Origin of the sequence: Brenneria roseae subsp. roseae (assembly GCF_003115845.1) — a bacterium.
GTDB lineage: Bacteria > Pseudomonadota > Gammaproteobacteria > Enterobacterales > Enterobacteriaceae > Brenneria > Brenneria roseae.
Genome location: NZ_KZ819028.1, coordinates 54,336 through 69,574 on the forward strand (window position 1 = coordinate 54,336; position 15,239 = coordinate 69,574).

Here is a 15,239-nt window from a genome sequence, read left to right on the forward strand (position 1 = left end):
AATATCACGGTACTTAGCATATTCCGTAAGCTGAGGCCGAAGGTCAGCGTCCCCTCAATTACATCGGTTATGCCCGTGTACAGCGCTCAGCTCCCAGTCTAATCCAAATCAGACGATGTATTACCATGGTGCAAGGTAATAACATGGCTGCCAGTACAGAACGCCTATGCATTACAAATAGCCTTCTCCTGCTTAACCCGATAAAATCGCCACCAGCGATAACCAACGACAGTAAAACGCATGCTACAAATTCTCTACACCGTACTTCTGTACCTTATCCAGCCGCTGATATGGATTAGACTGTGGCTGCGCGGTCGCAAGGCGCCCGCATACCGCAGGCGTTGGAGCGAGCGCTACGGTTTCTGCGCAGAGAAAGTCAAACCAGATGGCATTATGCTGCATTCCGTTTCCGTGGGCGAAACGCTGGCGGCGATCCCATTGGTCAGGGCGCTACGTCATCGTTACCCTAATCTGCCGATCACGGTAACCACCATGACGCCGACCGGTTCAGAGCGTGTGCGTTCCGCTTTCGGTGATTCGGTTTACCATGTCTATCTGCCTTACGATTTGCCCTGCGCATTAAAGCGTTTCTTTAATCAGGTACGCCCCAAGGTCGTGATTATCATGGAAACGGAGCTGTGGCCCAATCTGATCGCAGAGCTGCATAAACGCAAAATTCCACTGGTGATTGCTAACGCTCGCTTATCCGCTCGTTCAGCGGCCGGCTATAAAAAAATAGGTCGTTTGGCGCGACACATGTTGCGACGCATCACACTGGTGGCGGCACAGAATCAGGAAGATGGCGAGCGTTTTATCGATCTCGGTTTGAAACGCTCAAGCCTGACCGTCACGGGTAGCCTCAAATTTGATATTTCCGTCACGCCTGAGTTGGCGGCCCGGGCAGTGACGCTGCGCCGTCAGTGGGCGCCACACCGTTCGGTATGGATTGCCACCAGCACGCACGAAGGCGAAGAGTCCATCATTTTAGCGGCGCATCGTCAGCTGTTGGCGACATACCCAGATTTACTACTCATTTTGGTGCCTCGCCACCCGGAGCGATTCGCGGCAACCCAGGCTTTAACGCAAAGTTTAGGTTTCACTTACACCTTACGCAGCAGCGGCGAGCAACCATCAGCCGATACTCAAGTGGTTATCGGTGATACGATGGGCGAGCTGATGTTGCTGTATGGTATTGCCGATCTGGCATTTGTGGGCGGTAGCCTGATTGAACGAGGCGGACATAATCCACTCGAAGCGGCAGCGCATGCTATTCCTGTCCTTATGGGGCCATATACTTTCAACTTTAAAGACATCTGTAACAAACTTGAACAGGCAGATGGCCTGATCACCGTGACAGATGCCGCGTCCATAGCGAAAGAAGTGGGTAATCTGCTCGCTGATGAAGACTATCGCCGCTACTATGGTCGACATGCGGTCGAAGTATTGCATCAGAATCAGGGGGCACTACAAAAACTGCTGACATTGCTGGAACCCTATCTGCCACCGCGTACCCACTGATCGATAAAAACCCGTTGCGGGTATGAGGCATCCTATGACAACCAAGGCGATTTATCCTGGCACTTTCGACCCATTAACCAATGGTCATCTGGATTTACTGACGCGCGCCTCACACATGTTCGACAAGCTGGTGCTGGCAATTGCCGCCAGCCCAAGCAAGAACACGTTATTCTCGTTGGCTGAACGGGTTGAATTAGCCAGAAACGTGACTCAGCACCTGAAGAATGTCGAAGTGGTCGGCTTTAGCGAGCTGATGGTCCATTTTGCCCAGCATCAGCAGGCCAACATTCTGGTCCGAGGGTTGCGCGCCGTCTCTGATTTTGAGTATGAACTCCAACTCGCCAAAATGAATCACCACCTGATGCCGGCACTGGAGAGCGTGTTTCTCATGCCGTCGGAAGAGTGGTCTTTTATTTCCTCTACTCTGGTCAAGGAAGTCGCTCGTCACGGTGGCGATGTTTCGCATTTCCTGCCCGGACCTATTGCTGACGCATTACAGAAAAAGCTGCAATCGTCCTAGAAGCACATCAAGACCTGATAATGCTAAGCAGGCTATTCGTATTGGCCTCCAGACCAAAGCGGGCCCGGACATCTTTCTGACCTGCTTGAGCATAGGACAGCATGACCGCTTTATTTGAGAGTGCGAAATCCAGCGCTTTCACCCATTCCTGCGGTTCATTACGCGATACGACAAGACCGGTAACATGGTCCTGTACCGTTTCAGGCAAGCCACCTTCATTACTGATGATAACGGGAACCGCTAAACCCAACGCTTCTATTTGCGCCATTCCCAAAGGCTCTTTCATTGAAGGCATGACCAGCACATCGGCTCTCTTCAACGCTGCCGCAACCGACTTTAATTCTCCCATCCAGATATTTTTTTGCAAACCACGCTGGTTGATTTCTTTTTTTAATTTTTCAGCGTCACCGCCGCCCGCCACAATATATCTCAGGTGAGGTCTGCTTTTTATTAATTCGCTCATCGCAGAGAGTATGATACCGTGCCCTTTCTCTTCTCTTAGCATACCAAGCTGAATAATCACCTCACCCTGATTTTCATTGAACCAATCAGACAAATCCTCCCTGACAGGGAAATCGATCTCATTATCGAGCTTGGCAAAATTAATTCCCGGGTAAACCACACGAATCTCTTTACCTGGAAACTGTGGCTTGATCTTGTGTGCCATAAACCGGCTTGGCACCATGACCAAATCAATGGGGAGGAAGCGACTGAGAGGATTCGGTTTTCTATTGGTATAATACGTTCTCGATCTGATGATTTTAGGCCGTCTTACCAACGTGATCGCCGCCACGCACAGATTATTGGCATCATGCCCACTGTGACAAATACACGCCGTAGGACGATGCTGCTTTATTGCCTTTCTAATACCTCGAATCGTTGGCAGATGAAAGCTGTTGCGAAAAGGCAGATTAATGACGGATAAACCGCGTGAACGAGCTTCACCATCAATTCGCCCTTTAGGATTACACAATAAATAGGTAATCAATCCCTGCCCATTCAACGCCTCCATTTGTTGCAAAAGCTGCCATTCCTGTCCCCCCATATTCTTTGAACTTTCGAGGAAAAAGACGACATCGTTATTTCTGTGCATATATCAACCCTGATTTAATGAATGAAATTTCAGGAAAAACTAACGCTGGCAAACCTGACAAAAAAACGTACTGCGCTGCCCATGCTTCGCCGTTGCTATCGGTGAACCACACACCCGACAACGCTCACCGGCCCGACCATAGACCTGAAGCTCCTGAGCAAAATATCCCGGTTTGCCATCGGACTGAAGAAAATCGCGCAAGGTCGTGCCACCTTGCTCAATGGAGCGCAGCAGTACCCGTTTGATGGTATCGACCAGTAAATGCGCTTCAGCTGCATTTAACGAACCGACCGCCCTGTCCGGCCTGATGCCCGCCATAAACAGCGACTCGCTGGCATAGATATTCCCTACGCCAACCACCACTTTATTATCCATAATCCACTGCTTAACCAGCATCTTTTTACCACGCGATCGCTGATAGAGATAATCACCGGAAAATACCTCACTTAACGGCTCAGGTCCCAGATGTGCAAGCACAGAGCTTGTCTCTGGGTTATCTGTCCATAACCAGGCGCCGAAACGTCTGGGGTCCGTATAACGCAGAACCTTGCCGCTATCCATGACCAGATCGACGTGGTCATGTTTCTCCGGTTCGATATACTCCGGCAGGATACGCAGGCTGCCGGACATGCCCAGGTGAACAATGATCCATCCGGTGGTTAATTCAATCAGCAGATATTTGGCGCGCCGATGAACGCCCAGCACAGCCTGATCGCTGAGCGATAAAATTTCGCTGGAAACCGGCCAGCGCAGGCGGGAATTGCGGACTTCGGCATAGAGAATGGTATGACCGACAAGGTAGGGAGAGATTCCCCGACGACTGGTTTCAACCTCTGGTAATTCAGGCATCGCTTATCTCCTGAGAAATGCCGGGTAAGTTAACATAACAACGCCGCAAGCGTCTTCGTCAACCGCCCAATATAAGAATGGGCAGGAAATTCTGTCATAAAAAAACCCGGCCAAGGCCGGGTTTTTCAATAGTCCACTAAAATTATTTAATTTTAGCTTCTTTGTAAATCACGTGTTGACGGACAACTGGATCGAATTTCTTCAGTTCCAATTTTTCCGGCTTCGTGCGCTTGTTCTTCGTGGTGGTATAGAAGTGACCAGTACCAGCAGAAGAAACCAGCTTGATCTTCTCGCGAACACCCTTAGCCATGATTCAGTTCCTTAATACTTTTCACCACGGGCACGCAGATCGGCCAGAACCGTCTCAATACCCTTCTTATCAATAACACGCATACCTTTAGCGGATACGCGCAGCGTTACAAAGCGCTTTTCACCTTCAACCCAGAAACGGTGTGAGTGCAGGTTCGGCAGAAAACGGCGTTTGGTCGCATTCAGTGCGTGGGAACGGTTGTTACCCGTCACCGGACGCTTGCCAGTAACTTGGCAGACTCGGGACATGTCTATTCTCCAAAAATCAAATCAGCTCGAGCTTCGTATAGGATGTTGGCCGCCTCGTCAGGCTATAGAGCCCATCTCAGCAACTTCACTGAAAAGACTCTGTCATCAGGGTAAACCTGCTGAGATAGGCTCTTAACGCCACACCCAAGATTCTCAAAGGTGGCGTAGTATACGCTCTGAAGCGTTAGTGCTCAAGTCCCGAACAACTAAAGATCCCGAAGGATCGCGGAAATATCGGTTAAATCCATCCACGCTCGGCAAAAGAAACGTATTCACCGCGTCCGATGACCAGATGATCAAGCACGCGAATATCCAGTAACAGACAAGCTTTAATGATTTGTTCGGTTATCGCACGGTCAGCCTGACTGGGCTCCGCTTTCCCGGAGGGATGATTGTGCGCCAGAATCAGCGCGGCGGCATTGGCTTTCAGCGCTTCACGCACAATTTCCCGCGGGTGAACTTCCACGCTGTTAATGGTACCAGCAAACATCTCCTGATGACGAATAACCCGATGCTGATTATCTAAAAACATCACCAAAAAAACCTCCCTTTCCTGACGCGCCAGCAATAATTGCAGATATTGTCCGGTAATTTCCGGGCTCAGCATCGCATCCTCTTTCGCCAGACGAGACGAAAATAATCGGCGTGACAGTTCCGCCACGGCTTTCAACTGCGCATATTTTGAAAGCCCAATCCCTTTTGCCATACAGAATGTCGCCCGATCGGCCGACAGCAGCTGATGCAGCGAACCAAATTCCGCGAGCAAATGTTCCGCCAGTTGCATCACATGTATACCGGGTAACCCGGTCCGTAAAAAAATCGCCAGCAATTCTGCATCCGTCAGCGCTTCAGCCCCCAAATTCACCAGTTTCTCCCGCGGCGCCAGCCCATTATCCCAGTCCATCACCCCTCCTCTCCTGACAGACGGATATCATGACAGCTCCCGTATTGAGTAACGACAGCGAACGGAACAGGCTGCGAAGCGCTACGCAATTTTCGGCTATAAAAGCGCGCGACCGCTTAAGACTCCTCTACCGGGTCAAGGTTATGGTAAAATAGCCTCTCTTTCGGTTTTCAATCGGATCATGATGATGACGGAACTTTCCAGCCAACCTGTTTCTGGTAAATGTATTTCCGGCAAACGAATCGTGCTCGGTATCAGCGGCGGCATTGCGGCTTACAAATGTCCCGAGCTGGTAAGACGCCTGCGCGACGCCGGCGCCGATGTTCGAGTGGTCATGACGCCAGCCGCCAAAGCCTTTATCACTCCCCTGACGTTGCAGGCCGTCTCGGGTTACCCGGTTTCTGACGATCTGCTCGATCCCGCCGCTGAAGCCTCAATGGGCCATATTGAGCTGGGGAAATGGGCGGATTTAGTGATCCTTGCCCCCGCCACCGCCGATCTTATCGCGCGTTTGGCCGCGGGCATGGCCAACGATTTGCTGACCACGCTGTGTCTTGCGACCGCAGCGCCGATTGCCGTCGCCCCGGCGATGAATCAGCAGATGTACCGCGCCACACCGACACAGGACAACCTGAATACGCTCACAGCGCGTGGCCTGATGCTCTGGGGACCGGATAGCGGCAGCCAGGCCTGTGGTGATATTGGCCCCGGCCGTATGATCGATCCGCTGGAAATTGTTGAACGCGCGCGGCGGCATTTCTACGCCGTCAGCGATCTGCAACACCTGAATATCATGATTACCGCCGGCCCAACCCGGGAAGCGCTCGATCCCGTGCGTTTTATCAGTAACCACAGTTCCGGAAAGATGGGGTTTGCCATTGCACAGGCCGCTGCGGCCAGAGGGGCAAACGTTACGCTGATTACGGGCCCCGTCACTTTAGCAACGCCGGGCGGAGTGAAGCGGATTGATGTCAGCAGTGCGCTGGACATGCATCAGGCCGTGATGAGCGAGGCTCCGCGTGCGCATATCGTTATCGGTTGCGCCGCCGTGGCAGACTACCGCCCCAAATTCGTCGCCGACGAAAAAATCAAAAAGCAGGGTGATGAAATCACTGTCACCATGATAAAAAACCCGGATATTATCGCTGATGTCGCCGCGCTGGATGAAAATCGGCCTTATGTTGTCGGGTTTGCTGCCGAAACCCAGAATGTGGAAGAATACGCCCGGCAAAAGCTGGCGCGTAAAAAGCTGGATCTGATCTGCGCGAATAACGTTTCCCTTTCCGGGCATGGTTTTAACAGTGAAACCAATGCATTACATCTTTTCTGGCAGGACGGGGACAAGCAGTTGCCGCAATGCGACAAGCATCTTCTTAGCCAAAACTTAATCGACGAGATTGTCAGCCGTTATGATGAAAAAAATCGACGTAAAGATTGTTGACCCACGCATTGGTCAGCAATTCCCCTTACCAACCTATGCAACGCCGGGTTCCGCCGGACTGGATTTGCGCGCCTGTCTGGATCAGGCGATCGAATTAAAAGCCGGTGAAACCACGCTGATCCCAACCGGACTGGCGATTCATATTGCCGATACCAATCTGGCGGCCATGGTGCTGCCGCGCTCTGGTCTCGGTCATAAACACGGCGTAGTACTGGGTAATCTGGTTGGCCTGATTGACTCTGACTATCAGGGACAGTTGATGGTTTCCGTCTGGAACCGTGGTCAGCAGACATTCACCATTGAACCGGGCGAACGTATCGCGCAGATGGTTTTCGTCCCTGTCGTTCAGACCGAATTTAATCTGGTCGAAGATTTTGTCAGCAGCGAACGGGGAGAAGGGGGGTTCGGCCATTCTGGTCGTAGCTAACACGCACGGCCTCCTGTTACGATGAAAAATATATAAGCCACAGCGCGTTATCGCGACTGTGGCGTTAGTGACTGTTTGTCAGTCAAATTTTTAGCAAGGGTCTTTTCATACATGGCAGAAAAAGAAAATACGAAAAGGAATCGTCGCGAGGAAATTTTGCAGGCGCTGGCGCAAATGCTGGAATCCAGTGACGGTAGCCAACGTATCACCACGGCGAAACTGGCTGCCAACGTTGGGGTATCTGAAGCGGCGCTTTACCGGCACTTTCCCAGTAAAACGCGTATGTTTGACAGTCTTATCGAGTTTATCGAGGACAGTCTGACCACTCGCATCAACCTGATTCTGCAAGATGAAAAAGATACGTTTAACCGTCTGCGTTTGATTTTATTGCTTATTCTGGGGTTTGCAGAGCGTAATCCGGGTTTGACACGCATCATGACCGGTCACGCGTTGATGTTTGAACAGGATCGTTTGCAGGGTCGCATCAATCAACTGTTCGAGCGTATCGAATCGCAGTTGCGTCAGGTCTTACGTGAGCAAAAGTTGCGGGATGGCAAAGGCTTTCAACATGACGAAACGCTGCTGGCCAGTCAATTACTGGCGTTTTGCGAAGGTATGCTCTCACGTTTTATTCGCTCCGAGTTCCGCTATCGCCCGACGCAGGAATTTGATACGCGCTGGCCTCTGCTCGCCGCACAGTTGTACTAGCGTTCTTTTTCTGTCGGTCAATTCCCGCCAGAAGCGTCTCTGGCGGAGCCACATCAACAGGCCATCATTAAATGCCGTATTGTTCGCGGTATTCTTTCACCGCTGTCAGGTATGCGGCCATCTCCGGTTTTTCCGCCAGATACGCGATCAGATCTTTCAGGGTAATGATGGAAATCACCTTACACTGGTAATCTCGCTCCACTTCCTGAATAGCCGAAATCTCGGCGCGTCCGCGCTCCTGACGATCCAGCGCAATCATGATCCCGGCCAGCGTGGCGCCATGGGCCGTAATGATTTCCATCGATTCGCGGATCGCGGTGCCCGCGGTGATCACATCGTCCACCAGCATCACGCGTCCCTGTAACGGGCTGCCGACCAGACTGCCGCCTTCGCCATGATCTTTGGCTTCTTTACGGTTAAAGCAGTATGGGATATCACGTTCATGATGTTCTGCCAGCGCCACTGCCGTGGTGGTTGCAATCGGAATACCTTTGTAAGCCGGCCCAAACAACAAATCGAATTCAATGCCTGAATCTACCAGCGCTTCTGCATAAAAACGCCCCAGCAATGCCAGGTCGCGCCCGGTATTAAACAATCCGGCATTAAAGAAATAAGGGCTGATACGTCCCGACTTCAGCGTAAATTTACCGAATTTCAATACCTGTTTGCTGAGCGCAAATTCAATAAACTGGCGCTGATAGGCTTTCATTACTGCATCTCCTCGTCTTACGGGTTAATAGATTTGTTGTGCATCACGGCCACATCGATAAAAGACAGACCATAAAAAAGCGACCAACAGGTCGCTTTAAGAAAATCAATCGGCTAACGCCGCTTTCTGTGCCTGAATGATGCTCCCGATCCCCTCGCGGGCCAATGCCAACAAGGACAACAGCTCTTCGTGGGTGAACGGTTCACCTTCCGCGGTACCCTGCACTTCAATCATGCGGCCGTCTTCGGTCATCACCACATTCATATCGGTTTCCGCGGCAGAATCTTCCACATATTCCAGATCGCACACCGCCTCGCCGTTGACGATACCCACAGATACCGCTGCCACCATGCCTTTCAGCGGATTTTTCTTCAGTTTGCCACTGGCGACCATCTGATTCAGCGCGTCGGCTAGCGCTACGCAAGCGCCGGTAATGGAGGCCGTTCGCGTACCGCCATCCGCTTGCAGCACGTCGCAATCCAGCGTAATGGTGTACTCGCCCAACACTTTGAGATCGAGAGCCGCGCGCAGAGAACGGGCAATCAGGCGCTGAATCTCCAGCGTCCGTCCGCCCTGCTTGCCTTTGGCCGCTTCACGCGCATTGCGGCTATGCGTCGCGCGCGGCAGCATGCCGTACTCGGCGGTCACCCAGCCCTGGCCTTGCCCTTTCAGAAAACGCGGCACGCCCTCTTCAACCGTGGCATTACATAAAACTTTGGTATCGCCAAACTCGACCAGAACCGATCCTTCGGCATGTTTTGTGTAATGGCGGGTCAACTTGAGGGGTCGTACTTGTTGTGCACTTCGGCCTGTAGGGCGCATGGCTCATCTCCGGCGGGTAAAGGTAACTGGCGCGCATTATACGGCCTTAGCGGCGCAATGCCTATCTTGCCTTGCGGCACACGGTTATAATTTAAGGGATGCCGGGCTTTGCAGTCGATCATCGCCATCAGCCATACCATGACTGGAATGAGGGAGATAGCCAGCGCGGCGGCCATCTGAAAGATAAAAGGCATAAACATGAGCGAACCTCAGCAGCAGACCCGACAACATGAGAAAAAAATCCCCTGGCAGCAACAGGGGAGTACGCCCGATTATCGTTTCTCTCTGGCGAACGAGCGAACTTTTCTCGCCTGGATCAGAACGGCACTGGCGTTTCTCGCCGGCGCTATCGCTATCGATCAGTTTGCCCTGACGCTGGCGCCAACCGTTGTCCGCGAAGGGATGGCGATCTTCCTGTCGCTCGCGTGCGCGTTATTGACCTGGATGGCTTATCGTCGTTGGGTTGCCAACGAGCTGGCCATGCGCACCGGGAAAAACCTGCCATACACCCGATTGTTGCTGGTTATCACCGTGTTTGTCATCGGGATTGCCGTGATTCTGACCCTGCTGATTTTCATGGTTTAATCAAGAGTGAACATGGATACCGACGCCGCGCCGCACGATCCGGGCCTGCAACAGGAAAGAACCGCGCTGGCCTGGTCACGGACCGCATTCCTGCTGTTAGTCAACAGCCTGCTATTGCTGAAAGCAGGATTAACGTTATCCAGCCCCGGATTTATTTCCGGCGGTGCGCTGCTATTCCTGGTCACACTGGCCATGTATGCCTGGTCGGCCATCAGACTACGCCTCATCCTGCGCTCCCACTCACCGTGTTCACGGTTTTCCATCCGTATGATGCGCGGCTTTACGTGCGCGATTATCGTCACTGCGTTACTGGTTGCCCTGATTAACCTGCTGACGCTGCTAACGTCTAACTGACTAAAAGAACAAAAAATCATACCACCTCCGGGTATAACCTCAGGCTATACCCTACCCATGAACAAGTATTCGTCAGTGATGATGCATCATGAAATATTCTTCTCATCACCCCATATTTTGATGAGAAAAGCGTCATGTTGATTCCACCGCCTTACCTGCCCGCTACCGGTAATGAGATTGAATCCCTGGTTCTGACGATGCCTGTCACCGTCACGCTATATCAGCGTCTGATGGGGACTTCCGCGTGTGATGCCATCGGCATAAATGCAAAGCCGGCATGACAGGAGGAAGGTCAACGATGCGAGACATGCAAATTGAAATCGTCAAGCTACCTTTAGCACGGCCTCTCTCTATTTCATGCCATACCCGCAACGCGGTCACCGTGGTGCGCGTCACGCTGGAAGAACGGGGGTTCATCGGGCAAGGAGAATGCACGCCCAATTTCCCTAACGGCGAATCGCCGGAAAGCGTGTCTCATCAATTGCAAACGATCGCTCAGGCCGTAGAAAACGGACTGACTCCCGACGCGCTACAGGACATATTGCCGCCGGGCGCGGCCAGAAACGCGCTGAACTGCGCGCTCTGGCGACTCAAAGCCGCGTTAAACAAGCAGACCCTGTGGCAGTGTCTCGACATTCAACCGCCTGCATCGGTCATCAGTGCGGAAACCCTGTCTCTCGACAGTATGGAAAACATGGCGATAGCCGCCGCAGAGGCCGTTTCTCACGGGGCGCTATTGCTGAAAATCAAACTGGATCGCGAACTGATTCTGGAAAAGGTGGCCGCCATTCGTCAGGCCGCCCCGAATGCCATGCTGATGATTGATGCTAACGGCGCATGGAGCGGTCTGGATCTCGGCAGCCTGTTCAACGCGCTGACGAAATACCAGATTGCCATGGTGGAGCAGCCGCTTCCGGCAGGTAAAGATGATGATTTATTGCGCCTTACCCATCCCATTCCGGTCTGTGCGGACGAAAGCTGCCGCCACAGCGCTGACATTGCCAGACTGCGTAGCCGCTACGACATGATCAATATCAAGCTGGATAAATGCGGCGGTATTACCGAAGCGCTGGCCATGGTGGAAGAAGCGAAACTTTACGGCATGCGGATCATGGTTGGCTGCATGCTGGGCTCATCTATGGCGATGGAGGCCGCGCTGCCTCTCACCACGTTCGCGGAACACGTCGACCTCGACGGCCCGATCTGGCTTGCGGCCGACAGTTCACCCTATCTGACCTATAACCTCGGCCGTATCTGGCTATGACGCAACCAACCGGAGTGACCATGACGGATATCACGCAAACGGGTGCCGTAACCGCCACGACACCCGATAAAGCCACCAGACCGGTGCTGGAAATCAACGATCTGAGCGTTAGCTTTAGCGGACGCTCCGGTACGCATCAAGCGCTGAAAGGCGTTTCCTTCACGTTGAATAAGGGGGAAGTCGTCGCCGTGGTCGGGGAAAGCGGCTCAGGCAAATCCGTCACGTCGCTAACCGTGATGGGCCTGCTGGCAGATTCAGCCAACATTGAGCGGGGCAACATCAATTTTACCGCCCGCGACGGACGGCAGCACAACCTGCTCACGCTGAAAGCGGAGCAGCGTCGCCAGCTGCGTGGCCGCGAAATCGCCATGATCTTTCAGGAGCCGATGACCTCACTGAATCCGGTACTGAAGGTTGGCGACCAGTTGACGGAGGCGTTGCGCGATCATCAGATTTGCGATGCCGCCGGCGCGGATAAGAAAGCGCGCGAACTGCTGCGTAAGGTACGCATCGCCGACGTTGATCGGGTCATGAAAAACTACCCCCATTCGCTGTCCGGAGGTATGCGCCAGCGTGTCATGATTGCGCAGGCGCTGGCCTGCGATCCGCAGTTGCTTATCGCCGATGAACCGACAACCGCGCTGGACGTCACCGTTCAGGCTCGCATTCTGCAAATCCTGCGCGATCTGCAACAGCAGAGCGATATGGCCGTACTGTTTATTACCCACGATATGGGCGTAGTGGCGGAAATTGCCGATCGCGTTGTGGTGATGTATCGCGGTGAAGTGGTGGAACAGGGCAGCGTTGAGCAGATTTTCGCCGATCCCCAACATCCTTATACTCAGTCATTGCTGGCCGCCGTGCCCAAACTGGGCGATATGCGCGAAAGCGCCTGGCCCAAACGTTTTCCACTGCTTGGCCAATTGTCCGGCCATGATGACAGCGAGCAGATCACGGCCCGCTACGACGCCGAACCGCTGCTGGATATTCGTGGCCTGCGCGTCTATTACCCGGTACGCACCGGCATTCTCTCCAGCGTGACGCACCATGTTCATGCTGTAGAACAAATTGATTTTAACGTCTGGCCGGGGGAAACGCTGGCCATCGTCGGGGAAAGCGGCTGCGGTAAATCCACCACCGGACGGGCGCTGTTGCGTCTGACGCAAAGTGAGGCGGAGAGCATTCATTTCCAGGGCAAAGAGATTTCCCAGATGAAGGATAACGAATTCCAGCCGCTACGCCGTGAAATGCAGATGGTCTTTCAGGATCCGTATGCCTCGCTGAACCCCCGCCTCACGGTCGGCTTCACCATTGCCGAGCCACTTCTGCTGCACGGTCTGGTGAAATCACTGGAAGAAGCGACGCCGCAGGTTCAGGCGCTGCTGAAAAGCGTCGGTCTGCTGCCGGAACATGCTCGCCGTTATCCTCATGAATTCTCCGGCGGGCAGCGGCAGCGTATCGCCATTGCCCGCGCAATGGCGTTGCAGCCGCAAATCATCATCGCCGATGAGGCCGTCTCCGCGCTGGATGTGTCCATTCAGGCTCAGGTCGTCAATCTGATGATGGATTTGCAGAAAAATACCGGGGTGGCGTGGATTTTCATCTCTCACGACATGGCCGTCGTCGAGCGCATCGCCAACCGGGTTGCCGTGATGTACCTCGGTCAGATTGTGGAAATCGGGCCGCGTCAGTCGGTATTCAACGCGCCACAGCATCCCTATACCCGTCGCCTGCTGGCTTCGGTACCCATTGCCGACCCCATGCAGCGCGGCGGGCGTGAACTTGATGACAGCGAGATCCCCTCTCCGCTGCGTAAAGCGGACGAGACCGTGACAAAAACACGCTATCGACAGGTCGCGCCGCACCATTGGGTGGCAGACAGCGAATTCGCGGCCTGACACCAAAGACGACTTTTTTATTGCTAACCAGGAGAGACACCATGAAGCCATTACTTCGCCGTTCCGCCGCCGCCCTCGGGCTCTCACTGTGTCTGGCAGCTGTTGCCCAGGCACAGGATCTTCGCATTTCCATCTACGCCGATATTACCGGGCTGGACCCGCACGACACTTCGGATACGCTGAGTTACTCCATCCAGAGCGGTATCTTCGAACGCCTGTTCCAGTTCGATGACAAGATGAAGCTGGTCCCCAGACTGGCTACCGATTACACCAGCAACACGGACGCCACCGAGTTTGTGATCAACCTGCGCGAGGGCATCACTTTTCAGGACGGGACGCCGTTCAATGCCGATGCGGTAAAAGCCAATCTTGAACGTCTGGCCGATCAGAGTAAAGGACTGAAACGCAACAGCCTGTTCAACATGGTGAAAACGGTCACCGTAATCACCCCGACACAGGTAAAAATCGATCTGAACAAGCCATTCGGCGCTTTTGTGAACACGCTGGCCCACCCGTCAGCCGTTATGCACAGCCCGGAAGCCCTGAAAAAATACCCGGATGAAGCACAGTTGCGCCTTAATCCGGTGGGAACCGGTCCGTTCAAATTCAGCGCATGGCAGCAAGGCAAAGATGTGAAGCTGGTGAAATATGACAACTACTGGCAGAAGGGCTGGCCGAAAGTCGATAGCGTAACGTTCTTCCCGGCGCCGGAAGACTCTACCCGCGTCGCGTCGCTGAAATCCGGTCAGGTCGATGCCATCTACCCGCTGCCGTCCGATCTGCTGAACGCGGTGCAAAGCGACGGCAAGCTGGCGGTACAGCGTGATGAAGGTATTTATCTCTACTACATGTCGCTCAACACCCAGCACAAACCGTTGCAGGATGTGCGCGTGCGTCAGGCCATCAACTATGCCATCAACCGCGATATGTGGTTGAAAGTCGGATTCGCCGGCATGGGCGTACCCGCCACCTCGGCCATGCCGCCTAACGTCCAGTTCTATCAGCAGCAAACCACGCCGGATTACAGCTATAACCCGGAAAAAGCCAAAGCGCTGCTGAAAGAAGCCGGTTACGCCAACGGGCTCGATCTGAAACTGTGGACCACCAACCGCACGGATTACATCCGTAGCGCGCAGTTCTTCAAACAACAGTTGGCCCAGGTCGGCATCCGCGCCACCGTCACGCCAATGGACTCCGGCGCGCGCAACGCCAAACTCTGGGGAGTGAAGGATCCGAAACAGGCGGAATATGACCTCTATTATGGCGCATGGTCAACCTCAACCGGGGATGCCGACTGGGCGCTGCGCCCGCTGTTCGCCACCGAATCCTGGGTGCCGACCGCCTACAACGTCTCTTACTACAGCAATGCTGAGGTCGATAAGGCCATTATGGCCGGCCTGCAAACCGCCGATCCGGCGAAACGCGCCATAGCGTATGCGCAAGCGCAGAAGCTGATTTGGCAGGATGCGGCCGTCGCCTTCCTGGGCGCACCGGATAATCTGGTGGGTAAAGTGAAAAATCTGTCCGGCGTTTACATACTGGCCGATGGTTCGCTGATCTTCGATCAGGCGGAATTCAAGTAATCATCC

The 15,239-nt window shown here is 53.6% G+C and carries 19 protein-coding genes; 11 read left to right on the plus strand and 8 right to left on the minus strand.

The genetic code is table 11. The features are described from left to right. Window positions 1-240 precede the first annotated feature (240 nt). Window positions 241-1,518, plus strand: coding sequence for a lipid IV(A) 3-deoxy-D-manno-octulosonic acid transferase (gene waaA, locus DDT52_RS10840; RefSeq protein ID WP_136156366.1), 1,278 nt, complete (start codon window positions 241-243; stop codon window positions 1,516-1,518). 34 nt (window positions 1,519-1,552) lie between these two features. Beyond that, the gene (gene coaD / locus DDT52_RS10845; RefSeq protein ID WP_136156367.1) at window positions 1,553-2,038 is read left to right on the plus strand and encodes a pantetheine-phosphate adenylyltransferase; all 486 of its coding nucleotides are present in this window, start codon (window positions 1,553-1,555) and stop codon (window positions 2,036-2,038) included. Window positions 2,039-2,045: 7 nt separating this feature from the next. Here the strand turns inward: coaD and DDT52_RS10850 are convergent, their stop codons facing one another. The 5 genes from DDT52_RS10850 to radC form a co-directional block, all read right to left on the minus strand. Then, entirely contained in the window at window positions 2,046-3,131 is a 1,086-nt protein-coding gene (locus DDT52_RS10850; protein ID WP_136156368.1) for a glycosyltransferase family 4 protein, read from the minus strand. A 39-nt stretch (window positions 3,132-3,170) separates the two neighbouring features. After that, window positions 3,171-3,980, minus strand: a complete 810-nt coding sequence (gene mutM, locus DDT52_RS10855) for a bifunctional DNA-formamidopyrimidine glycosylase/DNA-(apurinic or apyrimidinic site) lyase (protein ID WP_136156369.1) — start codon at window positions 3,978-3,980, stop codon at window positions 3,171-3,173. Between the two features lie 142 nt (window positions 3,981-4,122). Then, the gene (gene rpmG / locus DDT52_RS10860) at window positions 4,123-4,290 is read right to left on the minus strand and encodes a 50S ribosomal protein L33 (RefSeq protein WP_004392084.1); all 168 of its coding nucleotides are present in this window, start codon (window positions 4,288-4,290) and stop codon (window positions 4,123-4,125) included. Between the two features lie 11 nt (window positions 4,291-4,301). Continuing rightward, window positions 4,302-4,538, minus strand: a complete 237-nt coding sequence (gene rpmB, locus DDT52_RS10865; RefSeq protein ID WP_009110942.1) for a 50S ribosomal protein L28 — start codon at window positions 4,536-4,538, stop codon at window positions 4,302-4,304. Window positions 4,539-4,776: 238 nt separating this feature from the next. After that, entirely contained in the window at window positions 4,777-5,442 is a 666-nt protein-coding gene (radC, locus tag DDT52_RS10870) for a RadC family protein (protein WP_136156370.1), read from the minus strand. Window positions 5,443-5,629: 187 nt separating this feature from the next. On the opposite strand from radC, the gene coaBC reads away from it, so the two are divergent. From coaBC to slmA, 3 genes are all read left to right on the plus strand, one after another. Beyond that, entirely contained in the window at window positions 5,630-6,883 is a 1,254-nt protein-coding gene (gene coaBC / locus DDT52_RS10875; RefSeq protein WP_425591548.1) for a bifunctional phosphopantothenoylcysteine decarboxylase/phosphopantothenate--cysteine ligase CoaBC, read from the plus strand. Next, the gene (gene dut, locus DDT52_RS10880) at window positions 6,852-7,310 is read left to right on the plus strand and encodes a dUTP diphosphatase (protein WP_109054314.1); all 459 of its coding nucleotides are present in this window, start codon (window positions 6,852-6,854) and stop codon (window positions 7,308-7,310) included. Before coaBC ends, dut begins: the two co-directional genes overlap by 32 nt. A gap of 111 nt (window positions 7,311-7,421) precedes the next feature. After that, window positions 7,422-8,018: a nucleoid occlusion factor SlmA gene (gene slmA / locus DDT52_RS10885; protein ID WP_109054315.1), complete on the plus strand. Its 597-nt coding sequence runs from the start codon at window positions 7,422-7,424 to the stop codon at window positions 8,016-8,018. Between the two features lie 67 nt (window positions 8,019-8,085). On the opposite strand, the gene pyrE is transcribed toward slmA, so the two are convergent. The 3 genes from pyrE to DDT52_RS10900 all read right to left on the minus strand — a co-directional run bounded on the left by pyrE (window position 8,086) and on the right by DDT52_RS10900 (window position 9,749). After that, window positions 8,086-8,727 (minus strand): orotate phosphoribosyltransferase, encoded by a 642-nt coding sequence (gene pyrE / locus DDT52_RS10890; protein WP_136156372.1) that lies wholly within the window; start codon window positions 8,725-8,727, stop codon window positions 8,086-8,088. A 105-nt stretch (window positions 8,728-8,832) separates the two neighbouring features. Next, a complete protein-coding gene (gene rph / locus DDT52_RS10895) occupies window positions 8,833-9,549 on the minus strand; it encodes a ribonuclease PH (protein ID WP_109054317.1) in 717 nt (238 codons plus the stop codon). Next, window positions 9,501-9,749: a hypothetical protein gene (locus tag DDT52_RS10900; RefSeq protein ID WP_136156373.1), complete on the minus strand. Its 249-nt coding sequence runs from the start codon at window positions 9,747-9,749 to the stop codon at window positions 9,501-9,503. The genes rph and DDT52_RS10900 overlap by 49 nt, the downstream gene beginning before the upstream one ends. Here DDT52_RS10900 and DDT52_RS10905 point away from each other — a divergent pair. The 6 genes from DDT52_RS10905 (at window position 9,748) to DDT52_RS10925 (ending at window position 15,233) form a co-directional block, all read left to right on the plus strand. Continuing rightward, window positions 9,748-10,134: a YidH family protein gene (locus tag DDT52_RS10905; protein WP_136156374.1), complete on the plus strand. Its 387-nt coding sequence runs from the start codon at window positions 9,748-9,750 to the stop codon at window positions 10,132-10,134. The two genes, DDT52_RS10900 and DDT52_RS10905, sit on opposite strands and share 2 nt — an antisense overlap. A 12-nt stretch (window positions 10,135-10,146) precedes the next feature. After that, window positions 10,147-10,488, plus strand: coding sequence for a DUF202 domain-containing protein (locus DDT52_RS10910; protein ID WP_136156375.1), 342 nt, complete (start codon window positions 10,147-10,149; stop codon window positions 10,486-10,488). A gap of 134 nt (window positions 10,489-10,622) precedes the next feature. Beyond that, entirely contained in the window at window positions 10,623-10,769 is a 147-nt protein-coding gene (locus DDT52_RS20930) for a hypothetical protein (RefSeq protein WP_168709761.1), read from the plus strand. A 17-nt stretch (window positions 10,770-10,786) separates the two neighbouring features. After that, window positions 10,787-11,752, plus strand: a complete 966-nt coding sequence (gene ycjG / locus DDT52_RS10915; RefSeq protein WP_136156376.1) for an L-Ala-D/L-Glu epimerase — start codon at window positions 10,787-10,789, stop codon at window positions 11,750-11,752. Between the two features lie 20 nt (window positions 11,753-11,772). Beyond that, window positions 11,773-13,650, plus strand: a complete 1,878-nt coding sequence (locus DDT52_RS10920; RefSeq protein WP_136156377.1) for an ABC transporter ATP-binding protein — start codon at window positions 11,773-11,775, stop codon at window positions 13,648-13,650. A gap of 41 nt (window positions 13,651-13,691) precedes the next feature. Next, the gene (locus DDT52_RS10925) at window positions 13,692-15,233 is read left to right on the plus strand and encodes a glutathione ABC transporter substrate-binding protein (RefSeq protein WP_136156378.1); all 1,542 of its coding nucleotides are present in this window, start codon (window positions 13,692-13,694) and stop codon (window positions 15,231-15,233) included. Window positions 15,234-15,239: the final 6 nt, after the last annotated feature.

Excerpts from the sequence above, each read along its gene's own strand:
- ycjG (WP_136156376.1), top strand. The coding sequence starts at position 10,787 with ATGCGAGACATGCAAATTGAAATCGTCAAGCTACCTTTAGCACGGCCT.
- coaD (WP_136156367.1), top strand. The coding sequence starts at position 1,553 with ATGACAACCAAGGCGATTTATCCTGGCACTTTCGACCCATTAACCAAT.
- coaBC (WP_425591548.1), top strand. The coding sequence starts at position 5,630 with ATGACGGAACTTTCCAGCCAACCTGTTTCTGGTAAATGTATTTCCGGC.
- waaA (WP_136156366.1), top strand. The coding sequence starts at position 241 with ATGCTACAAATTCTCTACACCGTACTTCTGTACCTTATCCAGCCGCTG.
- pyrE (WP_136156372.1), bottom strand. The coding sequence starts at position 8,727 with ATGAAAGCCTATCAGCGCCAGTTTATTGAATTTGCGCTCAGCAAACAG.
- DDT52_RS10905 (WP_136156374.1), top strand. The coding sequence starts at position 9,748 with ATGAGCGAACCTCAGCAGCAGACCCGACAACATGAGAAAAAAATCCCC.
- radC (WP_136156370.1), bottom strand. The coding sequence starts at position 5,442 with ATGGACTGGGATAATGGGCTGGCGCCGCGGGAGAAACTGGTGAATTTG.
- DDT52_RS10900 (WP_136156373.1), bottom strand. The coding sequence starts at position 9,749 with ATGTTTATGCCTTTTATCTTTCAGATGGCCGCCGCGCTGGCTATCTCC.
- DDT52_RS20930 (WP_168709761.1), top strand. The coding sequence starts at position 10,623 with ATGTTGATTCCACCGCCTTACCTGCCCGCTACCGGTAATGAGATTGAA.
- rpmB (WP_009110942.1), bottom strand. The coding sequence starts at position 4,538 with ATGTCCCGAGTCTGCCAAGTTACTGGCAAGCGTCCGGTGACGGGTAAC.
- DDT52_RS10850 (WP_136156368.1), bottom strand. The coding sequence starts at position 3,131 with ATGCACAGAAATAACGATGTCGTCTTTTTCCTCGAAAGTTCAAAGAAT.
- DDT52_RS10910 (WP_136156375.1), top strand. The coding sequence starts at position 10,147 with ATGGATACCGACGCCGCGCCGCACGATCCGGGCCTGCAACAGGAAAGA.
- mutM (WP_136156369.1), bottom strand. The coding sequence starts at position 3,980 with ATGCCTGAATTACCAGAGGTTGAAACCAGTCGTCGGGGAATCTCTCCC.
- DDT52_RS10925 (WP_136156378.1), top strand. The coding sequence starts at position 13,692 with ATGAAGCCATTACTTCGCCGTTCCGCCGCCGCCCTCGGGCTCTCACTG.
- slmA (WP_109054315.1), top strand. The coding sequence starts at position 7,422 with ATGGCAGAAAAAGAAAATACGAAAAGGAATCGTCGCGAGGAAATTTTG.
- dut (WP_109054314.1), top strand. The coding sequence starts at position 6,852 with ATGATGAAAAAAATCGACGTAAAGATTGTTGACCCACGCATTGGTCAG.
- DDT52_RS10920 (WP_136156377.1), top strand. The coding sequence starts at position 11,773 with ATGACGGATATCACGCAAACGGGTGCCGTAACCGCCACGACACCCGAT.
- rph (WP_109054317.1), bottom strand. The coding sequence starts at position 9,549 with ATGCGCCCTACAGGCCGAAGTGCACAACAAGTACGACCCCTCAAGTTG.
- rpmG (WP_004392084.1), bottom strand. The coding sequence starts at position 4,290 with ATGGCTAAGGGTGTTCGCGAGAAGATCAAGCTGGTTTCTTCTGCTGGT.